Annotated in this window: 22 protein-coding genes; 12 read left to right on the forward strand and 10 right to left on the reverse strand. The window is 59.1% G+C overall.

Annotated features, from left to right (window positions below):
- Positions 1–6: 6 nt before the first annotated feature.
- From WD823_RS08520 to WD823_RS08560, 9 genes are all read right to left on the reverse strand, one after another.
- On the reverse strand, positions 7–339 hold the full coding sequence (locus WD823_RS08520) for a hypothetical protein (RefSeq protein WP_368429065.1): 333 nt from the start codon (positions 337–339) through the stop codon (positions 7–9).
- Between the two features lie 82 nt (positions 340–421).
- Positions 422–637, reverse strand: coding sequence for a hypothetical protein (locus tag WD823_RS08525; protein WP_368429066.1), 216 nt, complete (start codon positions 635–637; stop codon positions 422–424).
- Between the two features lie 126 nt (positions 638–763).
- Positions 764–1,687, reverse strand: a complete 924-nt coding sequence (locus WD823_RS08530) for a DUF3592 domain-containing protein (protein ID WP_368429067.1) — start codon at positions 1,685–1,687, stop codon at positions 764–766.
- 457 nt (positions 1,688–2,144) lie between these two features.
- Positions 2,145–2,738, reverse strand: coding sequence for a hypothetical protein (locus WD823_RS08535; protein ID WP_368429068.1), 594 nt, complete (start codon positions 2,736–2,738; stop codon positions 2,145–2,147).
- A gap of 310 nt (positions 2,739–3,048) precedes the next feature.
- Positions 3,049–4,128: a hypothetical protein gene (locus WD823_RS08540; RefSeq protein ID WP_368429069.1), complete on the reverse strand. Its 1,080-nt coding sequence runs from the start codon at positions 4,126–4,128 to the stop codon at positions 3,049–3,051.
- A 225-nt stretch (positions 4,129–4,353) separates the two neighbouring features.
- Positions 4,354–4,683, reverse strand: coding sequence for a hypothetical protein (locus WD823_RS08545; protein ID WP_368429070.1), 330 nt, complete (start codon positions 4,681–4,683; stop codon positions 4,354–4,356).
- A 373-nt stretch (positions 4,684–5,056) separates the two neighbouring features.
- The gene (locus tag WD823_RS08550; protein ID WP_368429071.1) at positions 5,057–6,151 is read right to left on the reverse strand and encodes a hypothetical protein; all 1,095 of its coding nucleotides are present in this window, start codon (positions 6,149–6,151) and stop codon (positions 5,057–5,059) included.
- A 178-nt stretch (positions 6,152–6,329) separates the two neighbouring features.
- Positions 6,330–7,601: a CARDB domain-containing protein gene (locus WD823_RS08555; RefSeq protein ID WP_368429072.1), complete on the reverse strand. Its 1,272-nt coding sequence runs from the start codon at positions 7,599–7,601 to the stop codon at positions 6,330–6,332.
- Positions 7,602–8,083: 482 nt separating this feature from the next.
- Complete coding sequence (locus WD823_RS08560) at positions 8,084–8,650, reverse strand: hypothetical protein (protein ID WP_368429073.1); 567 nt, start codon at positions 8,648–8,650, stop codon at positions 8,084–8,086.
- A 301-nt stretch (positions 8,651–8,951) separates the two neighbouring features.
- On the opposite strand from WD823_RS08560, the gene prmA reads away from it, so the two are divergent.
- From prmA to WD823_RS08620, 12 genes are all read left to right on the forward strand, one after another.
- A complete protein-coding gene (gene prmA, locus WD823_RS08565; protein WP_368429074.1) occupies positions 8,952–9,842 on the forward strand; it encodes a 50S ribosomal protein L11 methyltransferase in 891 nt (296 codons plus the stop codon).
- Between the two features lie 129 nt (positions 9,843–9,971).
- Complete coding sequence (locus WD823_RS08570; RefSeq protein ID WP_368429075.1) at positions 9,972–10,775, forward strand: zinc-ribbon and DUF3426 domain-containing protein; 804 nt, start codon at positions 9,972–9,974, stop codon at positions 10,773–10,775.
- A gap of 271 nt (positions 10,776–11,046) precedes the next feature.
- Positions 11,047–12,084, forward strand: a complete 1,038-nt coding sequence (gene dusB, locus WD823_RS08575) for a tRNA dihydrouridine synthase DusB (RefSeq protein WP_368429076.1) — start codon at positions 11,047–11,049, stop codon at positions 12,082–12,084.
- Positions 12,081–12,323: a DNA-binding transcriptional regulator Fis gene (fis, locus tag WD823_RS08580; protein WP_368429077.1), complete on the forward strand. Its 243-nt coding sequence runs from the start codon at positions 12,081–12,083 to the stop codon at positions 12,321–12,323. Before dusB ends, fis begins: the two co-directional genes overlap by 4 nt.
- 79 nt (positions 12,324–12,402) lie before the next feature.
- Positions 12,403–13,974 carry a bifunctional phosphoribosylaminoimidazolecarboxamide formyltransferase/IMP cyclohydrolase gene (purH, locus tag WD823_RS08585; RefSeq protein ID WP_368429078.1) on the forward strand — a complete coding sequence of 524 codons (1,572 nt, stop codon included), beginning with the start codon at positions 12,403–12,405 and terminating at the stop codon, positions 13,972–13,974.
- A 30-nt stretch (positions 13,975–14,004) separates the two neighbouring features.
- Positions 14,005–14,430 (forward strand): GNAT family N-acetyltransferase, encoded by a 426-nt coding sequence (locus WD823_RS08590; RefSeq protein ID WP_368429079.1) that lies wholly within the window; start codon positions 14,005–14,007, stop codon positions 14,428–14,430.
- Positions 14,431–14,477: 47 nt separating this feature from the next.
- Positions 14,478–15,767 carry a phosphoribosylamine--glycine ligase gene (gene purD, locus WD823_RS08595; RefSeq protein ID WP_368429080.1) on the forward strand — a complete coding sequence of 430 codons (1,290 nt, stop codon included), beginning with the start codon at positions 14,478–14,480 and terminating at the stop codon, positions 15,765–15,767.
- A gap of 102 nt (positions 15,768–15,869) precedes the next feature.
- Complete coding sequence (gene purE, locus WD823_RS08600; protein ID WP_368429081.1) at positions 15,870–16,418, forward strand: 5-(carboxyamino)imidazole ribonucleotide mutase; 549 nt, start codon at positions 15,870–15,872, stop codon at positions 16,416–16,418.
- Between the two features lie 5 nt (positions 16,419–16,423).
- On the forward strand, positions 16,424–16,969 hold the full coding sequence (locus WD823_RS08605; RefSeq protein WP_368429082.1) for an L-threonylcarbamoyladenylate synthase: 546 nt from the start codon (positions 16,424–16,426) through the stop codon (positions 16,967–16,969).
- A gap of 114 nt (positions 16,970–17,083) precedes the next feature.
- Positions 17,084–18,004: an oxygen-dependent coproporphyrinogen oxidase gene (gene hemF / locus WD823_RS08610; RefSeq protein ID WP_368429083.1), complete on the forward strand. Its 921-nt coding sequence runs from the start codon at positions 17,084–17,086 to the stop codon at positions 18,002–18,004.
- Complete coding sequence (locus WD823_RS08615; RefSeq protein WP_368429084.1) at positions 18,001–18,402, forward strand: acyl-CoA thioesterase; 402 nt, start codon at positions 18,001–18,003, stop codon at positions 18,400–18,402. Before hemF ends, WD823_RS08615 begins: the two co-directional genes overlap by 4 nt.
- A gap of 52 nt (positions 18,403–18,454) precedes the next feature.
- Positions 18,455–19,033, forward strand: a complete 579-nt coding sequence (locus WD823_RS08620; RefSeq protein WP_368429085.1) for a hypothetical protein — start codon at positions 18,455–18,457, stop codon at positions 19,031–19,033.
- Between the two features lie 12 nt (positions 19,034–19,045).
- On the opposite strand, the gene WD823_RS08625 is transcribed toward WD823_RS08620, so the two are convergent.
- Complete coding sequence (locus WD823_RS08625; protein ID WP_368429086.1) at positions 19,046–19,804, reverse strand: slipin family protein; 759 nt, start codon at positions 19,802–19,804, stop codon at positions 19,046–19,048.
- Between the last annotated feature and the right edge of the window lies 1 nt (position 19,805).

Raw genomic sequence — 19,805 nt, forward strand, 5'->3', positions numbered from 1 at the left:
TCAAAACTATATTACTGAGCCGGGGCATTCACGATTGTTTGCATCGCCTTCAAGACGTGAGCCGCGGCTACGCGGACCGGACCAGCGGACCATAGCAAACAAAATCAACGCCAGCCCGCTGGCCGAGATCCAAAACCACCCTCCGAACCCGTAATGTTGATAGTAAAAACGAATGAGACTGAAGCCGGACTTGCCGAATTTAAAACCGAGTGATCGAGAACCGAGGTAATTTAGATAATTCGATAATGGATTAGCGGGATGGTCCCGGCGCACACGAAAAAACATCCCGAACCAGCCAGCCAGCAACAACACAAAGCCTAAAATTACGACGGTTTCCATGGAACGGTCTCCTCGTGTTAGTTACCTCGTGCGTCTGGTTAACCTGCACCACATCTTGTACGCCGATGGCGAGCCTCCTCCCTTAGCCATTGTCGTCATGCGCCCGCGAACGCGATCCCCGTACGCGCCACCACGTAATTAAGGCGCCGCCGGCAAGCAGTTCGATCCCGTTGGCACCGATCACGACAAAAATGCCGCGGATACCCGCGCCAAATACGGTCGTCCTTGCGTAATGCGCTCGCGGCGCCCGCCAGAAATACCCCACGGCCGACATCGACCGTCCAAAGCGCGAATTCATCCGCTCGGTCTTCCAGCAAATCTCCGCCGCCTAGATAGAAAAGCGGCTTGCCCGTGGCGGCAACAGCGAGTCCTGCTCGGCAACGAGGATGTGTCCAAAAAGCAGCGACAACGGCTTTCATATCACTCACGGATTTGCCGAAACCTTACGCCGCCGCCGGCCGATCAGCAGAAGCACCAAGCCTGTGATGAAAGCGACTAGGGTCATGTTCCTCCACACCGAATACTGTGCCCTTTGCCCGGGAATGCGGTTGGTTTCGGGCGCGTCGCGCAAGTATTGCACCTCGACGAAGCCGCCCGCTTGCAACTTGGACGACGTGCCGTGCAGAACTTCACTTGCGCCTTCCAGACCGCGCCCCTCGCGCGTGGTGAATCGATATGCCCACTTACCTTGGCTCGTAACGCCAGTCGCGGTCCCTTGAACGATCACGCCTTGACTGGCGTAGTGCCACTCCTCGAAAGCCAGTGCGGCGAAAACCAGGCTAAGAAAAACAAAGATGGCGCCCACCGTAGCCAGTGTCGTCTTGCGCGCGGTCCGGCTAAACCGGGACGGGGTTTCCGTGGCAGTCTGCGCTCCCGATGCGGCGACAGCCGCATCATTGGAATCGGGAATCTCCCCGCGCCAGTCGATGACGACTTTTTTATGGTTCTCGCGATCGACGCGGACCTTCAACATGGTCCCTGGCACGAGTCGCTGAAGCAGCTCCGGATCGACGGCCTGCTTGATCTCGACCGTATAGGCCATGCCGCGCGCCTCCACGCTGAGCGCGAACCTTACGATGGGATAGTAGCGGTTGTAGCGCCAGCGCGTGGGTTTAAGCGCAGTGATTGTTGCGGAGCCTGGCATTCCATTGACGAGCACCTCCTCGTCGCCGGTGAACGACGAGAAGAGCCGGACGAGCGCGGGAACCCCGAATAGCGCGATTACAAATAAGATAGCGGCCGCCGCAAGCGACTCCCATTGCGCCTCCGGCACGACGACGGCAATCACGACCATCGCTGCCGCCATGACCAGCGCGATGCCGCTCGCGACTTTGCCCCAGAGCTTCATCCGAGTAGGTGTCCCGCCGCCGTATATTTCGATTGTGCGTCGACCCTCCGCATGGCGCGACGGATCTTCTCAAGCTCTCTCCCGCCCTTCGGGACACGTCGATCGTGAACCCATCCGGCTGTGAGCCGGAAAAAAACCGCCGGGCCGATGAGGGACAGGCGCTGATTCTTCATATCCCACGAAAGTCCTTGGAGCGAAGACGCTTGTCGCGGCATTGCGAGCGATTGGCTTAGAGTCCAGCGCTTGTTGTCCTTGGTGAAAGCCATTCTGATAATTCACCATTGGTTATTTATCACTCGCCGCCAAGTTCACGGCGGCGACCACTGCATGAATTTTTTCAGCTTGGCGTCAGAATCAAAGATCAGGAGAACCGCGTCTAACGCGTTTGACGCCATGATCGGTGCGTGCATGAAACTTGTGATACTCCGGCCCGGACCGCAGGCCGGGAGTCGAATTTCTATTTCAAGGTGATCGGCTGAGTCACCGTTGCCGTTTTCTTCGAGTTCAGATCGCGCACGACAAAACGAACGCCATACTCGCCGGGTGGCGCGCCGGTCAGCGTGACTTTGAGGTTGAGAAAGAGGTCCTGGACCGCGCTCTTGGTCGGCAGGCGGAATGACCCGAAGCGGTCCTGACTCACCAGAACCTTGCCGGCAGCGGTCAGAATCCGAAGGTCGACTTCGAATGCGGGCTCGTAGGTGCCTGTCGCCGTCCGCGGGTAGACGAGATTCTTCGGCTCCAGGTAAAACTGTTGTGCCTCACCGCCTCTGAAGACCGCATTGGCGCGCGGAGCGAAGTCACCGTAGAACTTGGCAGGTTGATTCACCAGAATAAAGGGCTTCACGGTCAGCGGCGCCGCCACCCGCACCGTTTCAAGCGCCTCCTCCAGCGCCTTGATGGTTGCCGCGTGGTCACCGCCTTTGTCCGCCGCGGCGGCGCGCGCGAGCAGCGCATTGATATCCGCAGCCGCTGCCGGCTGCGCAGCCACGGCCCCCGTGCTGATGCTAAGCGCCGCCATGAGATGCAAGAAAAACCGGTTCTGTTGCTTCATGAATAAACTCCTGACGATTGCGTTGAACATTGTCGGTGTGGCACCCAATGCCAGATGAGAGTTGTCTTGGCCGCGGGCTGCTTATGGCACGACCGTGCGATCAACTCGCCCCAGACTGGCCCGCGTCCCCAACTTTGATGGCCTTCAACAACCTTTGATCGTTCACCTTGAACTTGAAGGTGTTGCCGGCCTTTTGGACGCACACCGTGATCGTCAAACCCTCGGCATCGATGACAACCACTTTAAAAGCGTTTACCGGACCTAAGACTTACGCCGGCAAGCCGGTGCTAAATCGAAAAACTCTTACGTTTTAGAAATCCGTGATTTGTCCTTCCTTAATCGCGACCGCCTCCGACTGGCCGGCGACACTCACATACACCGTGCCGATCGGGAGGCCGAATTCCTTGTTACCGTAGCCGGATGTGAGTTCGGTCTTGCCGTCCTTATCCAGCACGCCTATCCGGGTACCGCCGGGTGCGGTCACCCGCAGCACACCGACCTTCACCTTCGTGTCATGACCGGATTGAACCGTCACGTTGTCCACCCGCTTGCCGGAAATAATCACCGTATAGCTGCCGGGAAGCAGCTCAAAAGCTTTGTCGCCGTAACCGGACGTGGCTTCCGCGTCTCCTTTGGACACACCGATGCGCGCGCCCGCTTTGGTCCCCGCGGGATAGGTAACCACAAGACGCCCTAAGCGGCCTTTCATTGTCGGATTGGGAACAACCGAACAACACGAGCTGGGGGAGATTGCGGGAGCTTGCTTGACCATTGGTTGGGCCTGTTCGGCCGCAGCAGTTTGGGTCTGTGCCAACGGGGCTGCCGGTGTCTCTTGAGGCGTCGCGGCCGGGGTCGACGCCTCGGTGGCCGCTACTAACGTATCACTACTCTGCGTGAAGTCACCTTGCGACGGATATTCATCCTTGGTTGCCCCAGGCTGGATTTCGCTCCCTCCCTTGATAGATTTCACGGTGGTCTTCAGATCTTGCCCTTGGCGCACGATATCAATAACCTTCGTCAAATTCTCGCTCAGTCGATCCAAGGCCGGTTTTTTTTCGGCCTCCGGTTGGAATGCCGCCATGTTGTTCTGGATTTCCTGCAGTTGCGTCACATCGTCGGCGATCTGGGTATCGGCTTGGGTTGTGTCCGCCCCTTGTTGGCGCGCCTGAGCTCGCGCCTCCATGTGGCTGGCAAGCTGATCCAGCAGGCCAGGCAACTGGGAATACGGCACCGCCGCCGCCCCAGGACCGGCTTGCTGAGCCTTGAGCGCTTCGGCATTGCGCTTCGTTTCGTCGATCAGCTTGGCCGCCTGCGTGGATTGAGGCTGGGCCGCCGCGGGTACTTTCTCTTCTTTCTTGCCGCAACTCACGAGTAGCGCGAGCGCGAGCACGGTGATACTGGTTTTGATTATCCTGGTGGCAAACATAACGTTCCTCGCTGGTTGGTAGATGACAAGTCCTTCCCCGGCTGAGACTGCGATTTAAGATTACCGCGCCGTCCTCAGCCTGACCTTCATTTCGCGGCACCACATTTAACTTAACTTTTTCAGCTTCTTTGATTTATTCAGATACTGCCTCGGCCAGTGTTAGCGCTGCCCGGAACATCAAGACAAATCTCATTTAAGCTTCTTTCTCTTCTTGTCCGGATTGTAGTTATCGTGACATTGGCACTCGCAGAATCCGCCGCTCTTCTCGACCGCCACGATGTTTTGGCAATAGCTCCCGTCGGGCTTGCGGATCGTGATGCTCGCGCAGAACTGCTTGCAGCTCTGATCCGCCGCAGGCTTACCGGTCTTCATAGGCGGCTTGTCTCCTGCCGCTTCCACGGCTTCACTGGCGATGCCGGCAAAGCCGATGGCTAGCACCAGGCCCAGAAGAATTTGTTTAACATTCATAGGGCGGCGTTCGCCCATTGTTTTTAGTTCCCACTCATGATTGCGATTCATAATTAATATTTCTCCTAATGAGTAATATGCGGATTGCGGTAGATAGTCGTTTCAATGAATATGTTGCCTGCTGTGTCGTACTTCCAATATCCTCTTCATCATGTCTCCTCTCTATCATGATTTGCGGCCTTGCATCAGTCCCGCAACAGCGCTCCACCGGGATTCCCTCAAGCGGTGTCGGTAGTGTCGGAGGCGGATCCGACCAGCAACAACACCGCAAGCAGCGCGGGCGATAACTTAATCAAGGACTGAATCGATCGCTCGAGCACGGCACCGGGGCGGTCAACTCAAGCGTACAGCGGCAAGGGACTTCCGCATACATCCCTCCTTGGCTCGCGGACGTCTCATCTCACCGAGTCCCATTGGGAATGACTCATTTTCCTGACTTGCCGCCGCCGCACACATTCACGGAGACCTTGGTAAGCTCGCCGCGCAGCTTGCCGCCGAAGTACGCGTCGAAAACCGCGTTGAGGGCTTCGCGTACGGCGTCTTTCGCCAGCTTGTCGATGTCATTCTGCACGCCGGTGATGTTCATGTCACCGATCGCGACGCGCAGTTCGTCAGTATCTCGGCTCCAACTCACCCTGCAGAGCTGGTTCTGATCGAACGTGATCATCGGCTTGGCCTTGTAGACGAGCTTGATATCGGATAAGCGCACGCCCATGCCGGCGGCGATGTCGGCGCAGGGTCCGAGCTGCACCTTCACCGTCAGTCCGTCGGCGGTGAGCTTCGAGATGTTCTGCTCGACCGTCAGCCCTTGGCTGGTCAGGGTGAAGGCGGGCGGGTCCACTTTGAAGCGGAAACCGCTCGTCGACTTGAAGCGCACGCACGAGACGCGATGTTTTTTGCCTAAGGGGTCCCTGACGTAGACGTCGTTCTTGTACGACTTGTTCAGGAACTGGAAGTTGAGATCCAACAGCGCCGCGTTCTGCGCCGCCTGGCTCATCATCTGCTGCCCCTGCGGATGCGTCGCCAGCGGCCGCGGCGTCGCCGCGGTCACATTACCAGTCAGCTGCGCTGCGCGCGACTGGGTCGGTGGCGCGGAGGCCGGGGCTGCCGGGGTGGTTCCGGGCACGGCTTGTTTCGCGGCCGTGGAGATTTTCAGGATGGTGCAGCAAGACTTTTTCCCGTCCAGCGATACCTGCTTGGTATCGAAGTTGACATACACCGGCGCGCCGACGCGCAGTCGGCTTCGCAGCGCCGGATCGGCCACCCGGAACTGAAACGTGCGCGTGCCGCGGATCTCCCGGGCGGTGACCAGGCCGTCTTTGGCGATGTTCGTCACGTTGTGCTCGGGCTCAGCCGCCTGGGCGGGCGGCAGGAAGGCCAGCCAAAACAGCGTGAGTCCGGCCACAATACCTGTCCTTACGGCGTGCCATTGGAGCGCCGCGGCCAAAACCGTACAGAGGCCGGTTGTCGTCGCTACCGAATGCTTGGGTGATATCCGCTGAGGCATGGTGATCTTCATGGTCGTTCTCCTCTTCATGATTCAGGTGAGCGCCAGGACGCTGGCCTGGTCGCTGACATCACGTGGATCGACTTGCAGCATCTCCTTTCCAAGGCATTCAGTTCCTCGGCTTGCTCCGAAAACCGGAGCGCGGCGTGAATCTTCTCGCCGCGCTCCGTAATCTAAAGATCTGGCCCCTTTAGAGCCTCTCGTCCTTGAAATTGTTGCTCTCGTTGGATTCCTCAATTTGGAAATGGCGGTCAAGAATGATGCGGATGGCGGTGTGGTTGGCCGAGACGACGCTGCCACCGATGTGGAAACTCGTGGTCTGGCCGGGAGCCAGGGCCGGTATCGTGTGGGTCGGGACAAGCTCGGGCCACCCGGTCACGGGCCAGACCCCGCCAGGAAGCGACGTGCCCCACACCTGAGTCGACGGCGACGGAGCGTTGCCCTGATTGATGATCGTCACTTTGGGCGTGTAGGTCTCTTTCAAGAGGCCCGAGTAGTCCCGCTTGATGCTCTTGATCGCCAGGTCCGGGCAGGGACGCCCGCTGTTAGGCGCCTCGGCGACGTTATTGTCGTCATGAAGCTCCTTGACCTGATTCTGCGGATCGACGACGACCTTGAGATTGCGCGTCTCCAAGCACTTGGGTTTGGAGTAGTTGGAAGGTATCGGCACCTTGAAATTCTTCGTTTGTTTCCCACCCATGCTCGGCTGCTGAACCGTTATCTTGCTCGTTCCCATCCAGATATCGATCGAGATCGGCGGACCCGAGGGAGGCGCCGGTGCTGCCATTTTCACCGCGCTGCCCTGCTTCGCCGGCACATTAATGCCGACTTCGCCTCGGTTGACCAGGTTGAAGGTGATCTCTCCCAAGCCGTTGAATGCGAGGTCCTTGACCACGAGGTCGGAAGAAGTCCGCAACGCCATGATTTCGGGGTTGAGCGCCTGCGTCTGGGAGCCAACCTGCGTCGTCCCGGACGCAGCTTGTGTTTCGGCTTTGGTGGATGTCGCCGGCTTCCCGCGAATGGCCGTCGCCGTGCTCCCTTCAGAGGCGGTGACGTCGACCTTGGGGACTTGGACCGTCGTTGTCTGCCTGGTTGGCGTTGTCGTTCCGCCCGGCTTGTTTTTTGGCGCCGCCGGTGCCGTGCCGGGCACCGGTTGTTTCGCGGCCGTGGAGATTTTCAGGATGGTGCAGCAAGTCTTTTTTCCGTCCAGCGATACCTGCTTGGTATCGAAGTTGGCATACACCGGCGCGCCGACGCGCAGCTTGCTTCGCTGCGCCGGATCGGCCACCCGGAACTGAAACGTGCGCGCGCCCTTGGCCTCCTTGGCGGTGATCAGCCCATTCTGGGCGATAGTCGTGACAGCGCAGCACGCGGCATTCGGTGAAGCAGCCTTTGGGAGAAACAGCCCACCTGTTACAAAAATAATCGCGATGACACTGAAAGCACGAGCCAACCGATTCATGTTGTGGTCTCCACGATGTATTGGTACGACAACATTCCAGTTCTATGAACTACCGCGCTACGGAAGCGTTTTCAATTGAAGTTAATATCAACGACAACCGGCTGCCTATTTCGGAGTCGTGGACACCACTGAGTCGCCACACTTGCACATGCATCCAGCGGGTCCTCCCTGTGCCGGACTGCCACATTGCACGGTTGAACCGTCACCCTGCGTCACCTTGATATTTTTGCATGCTTTCGAACAGGACGGTTTTGATGATTTGGTGAGCGGCTTGTCGCCTGCCGCTTCGACAGTCCCGGCGCCGATGCCTGCAAGACACAGCGCGAGCATGAAGCCGCAAAGAACCCGTTTGACGCTACTTCCCGATTTTGTCGTAATCATCGCATGTCTCCGAGTTAATGTTGTGATTCATGGTTTTTTGTTCGCTCTCTAAAAGTGTTTTTTTGGTTCGGGCTGGATTTCCTGTTGGCGCGCGTTCCGTGTCACGGGAGGGGAATGTGCTGGCATGGAAAGTTGGCCACTAATCCACTGGAATTTATTTTCGCGCGAATCCAATTATCAACGTGGTTATTCACGCCCGCCAGGTTGAGACCGTCGAGGCGCAGGTTAGTCACGCATACCGTTCCCTGGTTCGGGGCCAGGGTCACGGTGTAATGCCCACCGATCCGACCCGTTCCCTGGTGCGTGTCGCTGCCGGCTTTCCCGGAGACTCTGGCCTTGATTCCGAACTTGTAGCTAAAGTTTGACTTTGAGCACTTCAAGTCCACGTCTTTCGGATCCTTGATCGTCACGTTCACGTTGACTTTGACAGGCTGGTTCAAAACCTCGCCGACCTTGACCTTGCCTGAAAAGGTCGTAGGCGGTTGCGCCTTCAAATGATTCAAAATGACCGCTTCGGCCGCCGCCTCGCCGCCGGGAATCGATTGCATGAGGGCGCACGTCGAATGCGCCGCCCGCACCGCGCTACTGCCGGTCGCAAATATTATGAGCGTGACGTAACCGAGCAGCGCCAATTGCTGCGGCACAGCGAAATTGGTTGCAATAGTCATTGCGGTTGCCGGTAGGCAGAACGGCGCCTCGCGGCCTTTGCTCGCGCGCGAAACAGCGTCAGGGGAAGAGCATCATGGGCTAACATGTCCAACCTCCGATGCCGGACCGGACCCAAATTGTCATTTATATTTAACGACTAGCGAAGAGTTTGCTTATTATTCGCTTAATTATTATGTGCCTATTTTTTGTGCAGGCAGTACTGTACTCCCCTAAAATCTGGAATGTCAATTTCATCGTGCCGCTCCTCCCATTATTTATTCGAAGCGAGTCGCTAGCCGTGATCGTCTGACCGTCCGACTTATGCCGTGGCTCAAACTGAAACTGCTTGTCGATGACGCGCGCGCCCAGCCGCTCGCGGACGCGCTCGAGGTATGGGGCGCGATCGCGGTGACGCTGGAAGACGCCGCCAACCAGCCATTATATGAAACCCATTGGGACAAAAATCCGCTGTGGTCGCAGGTCCGCGTCATCGGTTTGTTTCCGGCGGACGTGAATACCGAGGATATCCTCGCGCGGGTTCGCGAGTGGCTGGGCCTTGCGGAAGCGCCACTGCATCAAATCGAGCAACTCGGCGACGAGGACTGGGCGCATTCATGGATGGCGCACTACCACCCGCTGAACGTCGGCCGTCATCTGTGGGTCGTGCCGAGCTGGTGCACGCCGCCGGAACCGACGGCGATTAACATCATCCTCGATCCGGGACTGGCCTTCGGCACCGGTGAGCATCCGACCACGGCGATGTGCCTCGCATGGCTGTCGGAACAACCGCTCGCGGGCAAGACCGTGCTCGATTACGGTTGCGGCTCGGGAATTCTCGCCATCGCCGCGCTCCGGCTCGGCGCCGCGTCCGCATGCGCGGTGGACATGGATGCCACGGCGCTCGAGGTGACACGCGCGAACGCCGCGCGCAACGGTATTCACTGCGGATTGGAAATCATGCATGCCGACCGGCTGCCGGCAAGGTTTCAAGCGGACATGGTGGTGGCCAATATTTTCTCGGGAACGCTGATGGAGCTCGCCGCGGAGATCACGTCACGCGTCCGCCCGGGTGGTATGCTGGCGCTGTCCGGTCTGCAGGCCGGTCAGGAGGGGGAAGTGCGTGCGCGCTACGACCCCCCCTTTCCATTGACGGCGCACGAGCGCTCGAAGTGGGTATTGCTCACGGGGCGCAAACCGGCCGATCCCGGCTAAGGGAAGCTCTGATTAAGTCCCGATCCGTTGTTCCGGCGCAAGATTACGATGTCACAAACTTATATATGTGCGGCTTGCGCCGGCCGGACTGTTTGCACATTAATCAGAGCTTCCCTAAGCTCATATCAAATGTACGCCCGGTGTCCCGCTTGTCAGACGACATTCAAGATCACGCTGGCGCAGCTTGAAGTGCGCAGCGGCCTGGTCCGTTGCGGCATCTGCTCGGCCATTTTTCGCGCCGATAAGAATCTGATTCAGTCGTTGTCCGACGTTGGCCAACCTGCCGACAACGCCGAGACGGAGAAGGTCGCTGCCCCGACCGCCAAACGCAAACGCTCCGGGAGAAACAAGTCCACCGCGACCCGCCGGCGCCGGAAGATCGGGGCCGAAACGGCGCCGCCGGACGAGGATGCCGCGATTCCGATCGTTACCGAGTTGCCGGTGCTGGTCCAACCCCGTTCATTCTGGCGCGCGTTTTTCTGGATGCTCGGAATCCTCGCGCTGCTGACACTGCTCGCCGGTCAGTCGGTGTATTTTTACCGCAATGAACTGGCCGTCGATCCCTCATGGCGGCCGTGGGTGGCGAAATTTTGCGGCTATGCCGGCTGTGAACTCCGGCCGCTGCGGGACATCGGTCGAATTGAACTGCTGAAAACCACTATTGCGCCCCATCCGAAATACGAAAACGCCCTGCGCATACGGGCCACGCTGGTGAACCGCGCCGATTTCCCCCAGCCTTATCCGGCGATGGAGGTCGGTCTCACCAACAACACCGGGACCCTGCTCGCGCGGCGCATCTTTTTCCCCGCGCAATATCTTGAAACACCGGCCGTGAGCGATATGTCCTTGAACGTCATCGCCAATGCATTGCTCGATATCACGAATCCCGAAGGAAAAGCGTTCGGTTACGAGATTCGCCTGGTCACACCCTGACGAGTCGATGCTTGCACCATGCGAAATAATACTTGCGCTCGGAAAACAATCATTTGAAATGAATTTTCTTGCGCACGTTAGTCATTTTTTTCGGTTTAATCGGCATTTGAATGAAATAATCCTGTCTTATCATCGTCATGTTTTGATTTTCGAATTTATGTCTAAGCTTCAAAAAATATTTTTTGCCGTTCATCGAATACCCTCTTCCCTGTACTCGGAGTTTCTGGTTAAGATTGCGTCCCCCCGTCGTTCAAGGTAGAGAAATCCGATCATGAGAATCGGGCAATATAAATTGAAAAATAATCTGTTCCTCGCGCCCATGGCCGGTGTCACTGACAGGCCCTTCCGCCGCTTGTGCCGCGAGCTCGGCGCGGGCATGGCCGCCTCGGAGATGGTTTCGTCCAATTCCCTGCTGTGGGGCAGTGAAAAAACCAGGCGCCGCGCCGATCACACGGGCGAAGCAGCGCCGCGCGCGGTGCAGATCGTCGGCGCCGATCCTTCCATGATGGCGCAGGCCGCGCGTTACAACACCGATCACGGCGCGCAGATCATTGACATCAACATGGGTTGTCCGGCCAAAAAGATTTGCCGCGTTTACGCCGGCTCGGCGCTGATGCAGAACGAAAAACTGGTCGCCGAAATCCTGCAAGCGGTGGTGAAAAGCGTCGATGTGCCCGTAACGCTCAAGATCCGCACCGGCTGGGATCGCGCGAACCGGAACGGCGCGGCCATCGCGCGCCTCGCCGAGGCCTGCGGTATCCAGGCGCTGGCGGTGCACGGGCGCACGCGTGCCGACGCCTTCCAGGGCGAGGCCGAATACGACACCATTGCCGCCATCAAGGCCGCGGTCTCCATCCCGGTGATCGCCAACGGCGACATCACATCGCCCGAAAAGGCGGCCGAGGTGCTGCAACGCACGGGCGCCGACGGACTGATGATCGGGCGCGCCGCCCAGGGAAATCCCTGGATTTTCAGGGAAATCGCGCACTACCTGGCCGCGGGCGCCAAGCACCCGCCGCCACCGGTTGCGGAGGTGCGCGACACGCTGCTGGCCCACCTCGAAAATCTCTACGCGTTCTACGGCGAATTCAGCGGTGTGCGCATGGCACGCAAGCACATCTCGTGGTACAGCAAAGGTCTGCGTGACGGCGCCGCCTTCCGCCACCGCGTGAATCAGGTCGAATCGCGCGCGGCACAGGTCGAAATGGTGCGTGAATTTTTCGACGCCCAGGATACGACCCGGCATCGGGCCCTGGGCTGCAGCGGAACAGCCGGCCGGCCGGCTCCGCTCACGGAGTTGGCGGCATGACCAAGGAGCGCAAAGCACCGCTCTCCGCCTGCGTAAAGCAGTCGCTGGATCGCTATTTCAACGACCTCAATGGGGAGAAAACCTCTGGCGTGTACGACATGGTCATCGCTGAAGTGGAAAAGCCGCTGCTCGAGATCGTCATGCGTCACGTCAAAAGCAATCAATGCAAAGCGGCGGAAATCCTCGGGATTAATCGCAATACCCTGCGCAAAAAGCTCAAAACCTACAAGCTCAGCTGACGGAATTGATTGCGGAAGCGGACGGCGGAATTTAAAATTCCTCCTTTCCTACAATGGCCTATTTCCCGATCCGCACTCCATGACTACCATCCGGCGCGCGCTGATCAGCGTCTCCCACAAAAGCGGCGTGCTGGAGTTGTCCCGCGAACTCAAAAAGTTCCACATCGAAATCATTTCCACCGGCGGCACCGCGAAGCTGCTGACCGACAACGGCATCGATGTGGTCGAGGTGTCGGATTACACCGGTTTTCCGGAAATGCTCGACGGCCGGGTGAAGACGCTGCATCCGAAAATTCACGGCGGCCTGCTCGGGCGGCGCGATATCGACAGTCACGTGAAGACCATGCGCGTGCATGGAATCCCGCCGATCGATCTCGTGGTCGTCAACCTCTATCCGTTCGAAGAAACCGTGGCGCGAGCGGACTGCCGCCTTGAAGACGCGATCGAAAACATCGATATCGGCGGCCCCACCCTGCTGCGCGCCGCGGCCAAGAATCATCACGCCGTGACCGTGATCGTCGATGCCAACGACTATCGACCCGTGTTGGATGAAATGAAACAAGCCAACGGGTCCGTGAGCGCGGCGACACGCTATCGTCTGGCGGTCAAGGCCTATGAACACACCGCCGCGTACGACGGCGCCATTGCCGACTATCTCGGCCGCCGGAATCCGGACGGCACGCACACGGATTTCCCACCGACGTTCAACATGCAATTCGTCCATGCCATGCCGCTGCGCTACGGCGAGAATCCGCATCAAAAAGCCGCGTTCTATGTCGAGCGGCGGCCGGCCGAGGGTTCCGTGTCCAGCGCGCGCGTATTGCAAGGAAAAGAGCTGTCTTTGAACAATATCGCCGACGCGGATGCGGCACTCGAATGCGTCAAATCCTTCAGCGAACCCGCGTGCGTGATCGTCAAGCACGCCAACCCGTGCGGCGTGGCCGTGGCCAAGGATTTGCTCAGTGCCTATCAGCATGCCTATGTCACCGATCCCACCTCGGCCTTCGGCGGCATCATTGCAGTCAACCGGCCGCTCGACGCGGCCACCGCCCAGGCCATCCTTGAACGCCAGTTTGTGGAAGTCATCGTCGCTCCAGCGGTCGACGAAGAGGTCAGTCGCATCCTCGCTTCCAAACCGAATGTCCGCGTGCTCGTGTCCGGCCCTTGGAAAAAGACGACCCCGGCCAGTACGGATTTCCGTCGCGTCACCGGCGGACTGCTGGTGCAGGACGCCGATTTCGATTTCGTAACGGAAAAGGATCTGAAAGTTGTCACGAAACGCGCGCCGACGCCGCAGGAGCGCGATGACCTGCTGTTTGCCTGGAAGGTGGTGCGGTTCGTAAAATCGAACGCCATCGTGTTTTGCCAAAACGGCCGCACCGTCGGAATCGGCGCGGGGCAGATGAGCCGCGTCACCAGCGCGCGCATTGCCGCGATCAAGGCGGCCGACGCCGGCCTCGAGGTGCGCGGCAGCGTCATGGCCTCGGACGCATTTTTCCCGTTCCGTGACGGGCTCGATCAGGCGGCCGAGGTCGGCATTACCGCCGTCATCCAGCCGGGCGGATCGATGCGCGACCGGGAAGTCATCGAGGCTGCCGGTCAACACAACATCGCCATGGTGTTTACCGGCGTGCGGCATTTCCGGCACTGAAGCCGAAAAATAACGTCACTGGGAATTTCAATGAAAATCAGCATCGCCGCCACCGATGACGAACTCGTCCGATGCCATCCGGTCATGGCGGAACTGCGCCCGCACCTGAGCGAAACGGAATTCATCGAACAGACGCATCGCCAACAGCGGGACGGGTTCCAGATTGTCTACCTGGAAGACAAGAACCAAATCGTGTCCGTCGCCGGATTCCGGATTCTGGAATATCTCGGTTGGGGCAAGACGCTGTACATCGATGATCTGGTAACGGTGAGCACCGCGCGCTCGCGGCGGCACGGGGGCAGGCTGTTCGACTGGCTGGTGGAACACGCCACGTCCCGTGATTGCGATCAACTGCACCTCGATTCGGGGGTGCAACGCCACGCCGCGCACCGGTTTTACCTCCAGCGCCGCATGGATATCACGTGTCATCATTTCGCGCTGAACCTGAAGCGCTAGCCGAACGAACTGGTTTTACGGTCTGCCGTTAAATTGCACTAAACCCGATGAAAGTGCTCGTTATTGGCGGTGGCGGTCGGGAACACGCGCTGGCGTGGAAGGCCGCGCAATCCCCCCGGGTCAAAAATATTTTCGTCGCCCCCGGCAACGCCGGCACGGCGCAAGAAAACAAATGCCAGAATGTCGCCATCAGCGCGGAAGACCTTGACGGCCTGCTGAAATTCGCGGTTGAAAACAAGATAGACCTCACCGTCGTGGGTCCCGAAGCCCCGTTGGTGGGCGGTGTGGTGGATTTCTTCCAAGCCGGGGGGATGCGGATTTTCGGTCCGGTAAAAGCGGCAGCGCAGTTGGAAGGCTCCAAGGCTTTCGCCAAGCGCTTTCTAGCCAAATACGAGATACCTACGGCACGTTATGTCGAGTCTTCTGACTATGAAACATCCGTAACTGCCTCTCAAAGTTTTTCTTTTCCATGTGTAATCAAAGCTGATGGACTTGCCTCAGGTAAGGGGGTCGTTATAGCCAGCGACCGGAAGGAATTACTCTCCACTGCCAAGGATATGCAAGAAAAGAAAATACTTGGTGCGGCAGGGCAACACGTCATCATTGAAGATTTTTTGGAAGGGGAAGAAGCCAGTTTCATTGTTATGGTGGACGGCGAACACCTCCTGCCGCTCGCCACCTCGCAGGATCACAAGCGCGCCGGCGACGGCGACACCGGCCCGAATACCGGCGGAATGGGGGCGTATTCGCCCGCGCCGGTGGTCACGGCCGCGCTGCACGCGCGCATCATGCGTGAGGTTATCGAGCCGACGGTGCGCGGGATGCGCGCGGAGGGTCTTCCGTACACCGGTTTTCTGTACGCCGGGTTGATGATCGCGCCGGACGGCACCCCGAAGGTGCTCGAATACAACTGCCGCTTCGGTGATCCCGAAACCCAGCCGATCATGCTGCGGCTGCAATCCGATTTCATCGAGCTCATCGAGGCCGCGCTTGACGGCCAACTCGACCGGGTGCAGGCCCGATGGGACGCGCGTGCCGCGCTGGGCGTGGTCATGGCCGCCGACGGTTACCCCGGAACATATCAAAAGGGTGATGTCATCTCCGGCCTGCCGTTGCAGCCGCAACCCGACTGCAAGGTTTTTCATGCCGGCACCGCCTTGGAGCATGGAGCCGTGGTCACGAACGGCGGGCGGGTGTTGTGCGTCACGGCGCTGGGCGCTACAGTTGGCGCGGCGCAACAACGCGCCTACGAACTTGTAAAAAAAATCCGGTGGCGCGGCGCGCAGTATCGCACCGACATCGGCCACCGCGCGATCGCAAGAGAAAATCGTGAATAGACAGGATTAACATGATTAAGGCGATAAATTTTTTGCTTTCCTTTAAGAACTAATCCTGTAAATCATGTTAATCCTGTCCATTTAATTTTTTCGGATACAGCCATGACCAAACCGTTTGTCGCCATCCTGATGGGTTCGGACTCCGACCTGGAGACCATGCAGACCACGGTCGAGACGCTCGACAAATTCCACATCGCGCGCGAGGTGCGGGTACTGTCCGCGCACCGCACCCCCGACGCCACGCACGCCTACGTCAAGGACGCGGACGCCCGCGGGTGCGCCGTGTTCGTCGCCGCCGCCGGCATGGCGGCACACCTCGCCGGCACCGTGGCCGCGCTCACCCACAAACCGGTAATCGGCGTGCCCATGGCTTCGGGCCCCCTGCAGGGTCAGGATGCCCTGCTCTCCACCGTGCAGATGCCGGGAGGAATTCCCGTCGCCTGTGTCGCGATCGGCAAGGCCGGCGCCATGAACGCCGCCTACCTGGCCGCGCAAATCCTCGCCCTCGGCGACCAGGAACTGGCGCAATGGCTGGCGGACGAACGCCGGGCCAATGCTTCGGAAATATTGGCCGAGGACAAGGCGCGGCGTGAAAAACTCGGCTCTGTGGAAGCCGGAAGCACCGGTCACGGAACCAAGCACGGAAAGTAAGCCCGTTGATCAGCGGCGAGGTGATTCACGCGGCACGCATCCTGCAACAAGGCGGTGTCGTAGCCTACGCCACGGAATACTGTTTTGGACTGGGGTGCAACCCCATGAACCACGCGGCGGTGCGGCGGCTGCTGCGCGTCAAACACCGCCCGGCCGGCAAGGGCCTGATACTCATCGCCGCCGATATCGATCAACTCGCGCCCTTCGTCAACAACGTCCCATCCCATGTGCTGGCCACCTGGCCCGGTCCGCACACCTGGCTGCTCGAACCGCGCAGCGACGTGCCGCGGTGGATCACCGGCGAGCATCCGCGCCTGGCGGTGCGCGTCACCGCCCACGCCCAGGCCGCGGGCTTGTGCCGCATGGCAAGGATGGCCCTCGTCTCAACCAGCGCCAACCGCGCGGGCGGCCAACCGACGCGCAGCTATCGCGAGACCCTGAGACGATTCAACGGCGAGGTGGATTACGTGTTGCCTGGAAAGGTGGGCGATGCACCGGCGCCGACGCCGATCCATGACGCTGTCAGCGGCGAACTGGTCCGCCCAGGATAAATCCAATACACAGGATTAACAGGATTTACATGATTAAAAACAAAAGCAAAAAACCAGTTTCATGCTTTTTAAAATCCTGTTAATCCTATAAATCCTGTCCATTCTATTTTTTACATGGCTTTCGACATACAGGTTGTACGCAATTACCTCCTCGACCTGCAGGATCGCATCTGCACGGCGCTGGAACAGGAAGACGGCAAGGAAAAATTCCGCGACGACACCTGGGAGCGCCCGGAAGGAGGTGGCGGACAATCGCGGGTGCTCACCGATGGCGCGGTATTTGAACAGGCGGGCGTGAATTTTTCCCACGTCCATGGGAAAAATCTCCCACCCTCGGCCACGGCGCAACGCCCGGAAATCGCTGGTCGTTCATTCCAGGCTGTGGGCGTTTCGCTCGTGATTCACCCGCGCAATCCGCATGTGCCCACGGCGCACTGCAATGTGCGGTTTTTCAGCGCCGAGCGGAACGGCGCCGACCCGGTATGGTGGTTCGGCGGGGGGTTCGATCTCACGCCGTATTACGGCTACGCGGAGGATTGCGTGCACTGGCACACAACCGCCCGATCGGCGTGCGAACCGTTTGGCGCCGATTATTATGCCCGCTTCAAAAAATGGTGCGACGATTATTTCTATCTCAAGCATCGCAACGAACCGCGCGGGATCGGCGGCTTGTTCTTCGATGACTTCAACGAAAAGAATTTCGCGCACGCCTTCGGATTCATGCAAAGCGTGGGCAATCATTACCTGCCGGCGTATTTGCCGATCGTCCGGCGGCGCAAATCCGTGCCCTACGGCGAACGCGAACGCGATTTTCAGTTATATCGCCGCGGGCGGTACGTCGAGTTCAATCTGGTCTACGATCGAGGTACGCTATTCGGGCTTCAGTCCGGCGGCCGCGCCGAATCGATCCTGATGTCGCTGCCTCCGGTCGTGAAGTGGCGTTACGACTGGAAACCGGCCGCGGGCACACCCGAGGCGAAACTCTACGAAGTCTTTTTAAAGCCCCGCGACTGGATCGCGACGGAGAGCCTATGACGAATCAAACACAGCTTCCCAACCGGCACGCGACGCTGCGGCTGGTACCCATGCCGAAAGACACCAACGCCGGCGGCGATATTTTCGGCGGCTGGATCATGTCGCAGGTCGACATCGCCGCCTCCATCCCGGCTAGCCGGCGCGCCAAGGGGCGCGTGGTGAGCGTGGGGGTCAACGATTTCAAATTCGTCGCACCGGTTTTCGTCAACGACATCGTCAGTTTTTACTCCGACGTCATCAAGGTGGGCACCACTTCGATCACGGTGAAAGTCGAGGTTTTCGTCGAGCGCGGGCAACGCTCGCCGAAACCGGGCGAGGTGGTCAAGGTGACCGAGGCGGTGCTGACCTACGTCGCCGTGGATGAAAACCGGATCAAGCGCCCCGTGCCGCCGGAATGACGCGGTCTCCCGGCGGGTGGACAGCATGGGCTCCGGCCGCTAGGCTCTTTTCATGAACCGGATGGAGTCAAAGGATGATGCATGGCAGGAACGCCCCATTGCTTACTCGACGGTCGCGTTCGCCGTCATCATTCTGCTGAGTTTCATCCCCGGCCTTCACGCGGCCGATTCGCCGGTGCTGATGATCCTGGAGCACGTGGAAGCCAACGCGAAGATCCAAACCAAAATCGAAACCAAGGGCGGTTTGATCGCCTCTCCGTTCAAGGGCAAGCCACAGGAAAAATGGAGCATCCGCCCCGGCGAGGCCCTCACCGCCGAGTCCCGGCCCGGTGAACGGGCGGTCAACTTCTTCCAGGGCTCCGGCATTCAAAGCACGCTGCTTTTTATCGTGAGGGTCCGCTATTTTCAAAACAGCGAAGGCAAGTGGGTGCCGCAGTTTCAGCTTAACGAAGAGCCGCTGGTGGTGCGTGGCAAGGACGGCCGCTGGAAACCGCTCACCACGATTCACGGCGTACCCAACCTTATCGTACAGACCGGCACCGCGTTGCCCAATGCCGAAGGATACTCCACTGCGCTCGAGCTCGGCTTCACCACCGGCGCCACGCCGATCGACGCGTGGCTGGTGCAGTGATCGTCGGCTGCGTTACTTTTTCTTCAGATAATCCAGAAACGGCGTAATCAGATCCATCGGCAGTGGGAACACAATCGTGTTGCTCTTGTCGTTGGCCATGCCGGACATGGTCTGCAAATAACGCAGTTGCAGGGCCTGCGGGCTCTTGCTGATGAGGTCGGCCGCCTGTACCAGCTTCTCGGCGGCCTCGTATTCACCCTGGGCATGAATCACCTTAGCGCGCCGCGTGCGCTCGGCCTCGGCCTGTTGCGCGATGGCGCGTACCATCGTGGGATCGATGTCAATGTGCTTGATCTCAACGCTCGAAACCTTGATACCCCAGGCGTCCGTGGCCGCATCGAGGATCTTCTGGATGTCAGTGTTGAGCTTGTCGCGCTCGGCCAGCATTTCATCGAGTTCGTGTTTGCCAAGCACCGATCGCAACGTGGTCTGGGCCAGCTGGCTGGTGGCGGAGTAATAATCCTCCACCTGGATAATAGAACGCTGCGGGTCAATCGCGCGGAAATACACCACGGCATTGACCTTTACCGAAACATTATCGCGCGAGATCACGTCCTGCGGCGGCACGTCCATTACAATGGTGCGCAGATCGACCTTCACCATGGATTGAATGCCGGGGATGATGACGATCAGACCCGGCCCCTTGACCTTCCAGAAACGCCCAAGCATGAACACTACGCCGCGCTCGTACTCCCGCAGAATGCGGAAGGCGGAGAAAATCAACAGCACGATAAAAATAAAAACAAAACTCGTTGTGGTGATGAATCCCATG

Origin of the sequence: Sulfuricaulis sp. (genome assembly GCF_040901545.1) — a bacterium.
GTDB lineage: Bacteria > Pseudomonadota > Gammaproteobacteria > Acidiferrobacterales > Sulfurifustaceae > Sulfuricaulis.

Bases quoted from the DNA above. Each gene is read 5' to 3' on its own strand.
- hemF (WP_368429083.1), top strand. From the start codon at position 17,084: ATGGCTTTCGACATACAGGTTGTACGCAATTACCTCCTCGACCTGCAG.
- WD823_RS08615 (WP_368429084.1), top strand. From the start codon at position 18,001: ATGACGAATCAAACACAGCTTCCCAACCGGCACGCGACGCTGCGGCTG.
- fis (WP_368429077.1), top strand. From the start codon at position 12,081: ATGACCAAGGAGCGCAAAGCACCGCTCTCCGCCTGCGTAAAGCAGTCG.
- WD823_RS08535 (WP_368429068.1), bottom strand. From the start codon at position 2,738: ATGAAGCAACAGAACCGGTTTTTCTTGCATCTCATGGCGGCGCTTAGC.
- WD823_RS08530 (WP_368429067.1), bottom strand. From the start codon at position 1,687: ATGAAGCTCTGGGGCAAAGTCGCGAGCGGCATCGCGCTGGTCATGGCG.
- WD823_RS08545 (WP_368429070.1), bottom strand. From the start codon at position 4,683: ATGAATCGCAATCATGAGTGGGAACTAAAAACAATGGGCGAACGCCGC.
- purE (WP_368429081.1), top strand. From the start codon at position 15,870: ATGACCAAACCGTTTGTCGCCATCCTGATGGGTTCGGACTCCGACCTG.
- purD (WP_368429080.1), top strand. From the start codon at position 14,478: ATGAAAGTGCTCGTTATTGGCGGTGGCGGTCGGGAACACGCGCTGGCG.
- WD823_RS08590 (WP_368429079.1), top strand. From the start codon at position 14,005: ATGAAAATCAGCATCGCCGCCACCGATGACGAACTCGTCCGATGCCAT.
- WD823_RS08620 (WP_368429085.1), top strand. From the start codon at position 18,455: ATGAACCGGATGGAGTCAAAGGATGATGCATGGCAGGAACGCCCCATT.
- WD823_RS08560 (WP_368429073.1), bottom strand. From the start codon at position 8,650: ATGACTATTGCAACCAATTTCGCTGTGCCGCAGCAATTGGCGCTGCTC.
- WD823_RS08555 (WP_368429072.1), bottom strand. From the start codon at position 7,601: ATGAATCGGTTGGCTCGTGCTTTCAGTGTCATCGCGATTATTTTTGTA.
- WD823_RS08550 (WP_368429071.1), bottom strand. From the start codon at position 6,151: ATGAAGATCACCATGCCTCAGCGGATATCACCCAAGCATTCGGTAGCG.
- WD823_RS08520 (WP_368429065.1), bottom strand. From the start codon at position 339: ATGGAAACCGTCGTAATTTTAGGCTTTGTGTTGTTGCTGGCTGGCTGG.
- WD823_RS08570 (WP_368429075.1), top strand. From the start codon at position 9,972: ATGTACGCCCGGTGTCCCGCTTGTCAGACGACATTCAAGATCACGCTG.
- prmA (WP_368429074.1), top strand. From the start codon at position 8,952: ATGCCGTGGCTCAAACTGAAACTGCTTGTCGATGACGCGCGCGCCCAG.
- WD823_RS08525 (WP_368429066.1), bottom strand. From the start codon at position 637: ATGAATTCGCGCTTTGGACGGTCGATGTCGGCCGTGGGGTATTTCTGG.
- dusB (WP_368429076.1), top strand. From the start codon at position 11,047: ATGAGAATCGGGCAATATAAATTGAAAAATAATCTGTTCCTCGCGCCC.
- WD823_RS08625 (WP_368429086.1), bottom strand. From the start codon at position 19,804: ATGGGATTCATCACCACAACGAGTTTTGTTTTTATTTTTATCGTGCTG.
- purH (WP_368429078.1), top strand. From the start codon at position 12,403: ATGACTACCATCCGGCGCGCGCTGATCAGCGTCTCCCACAAAAGCGGC.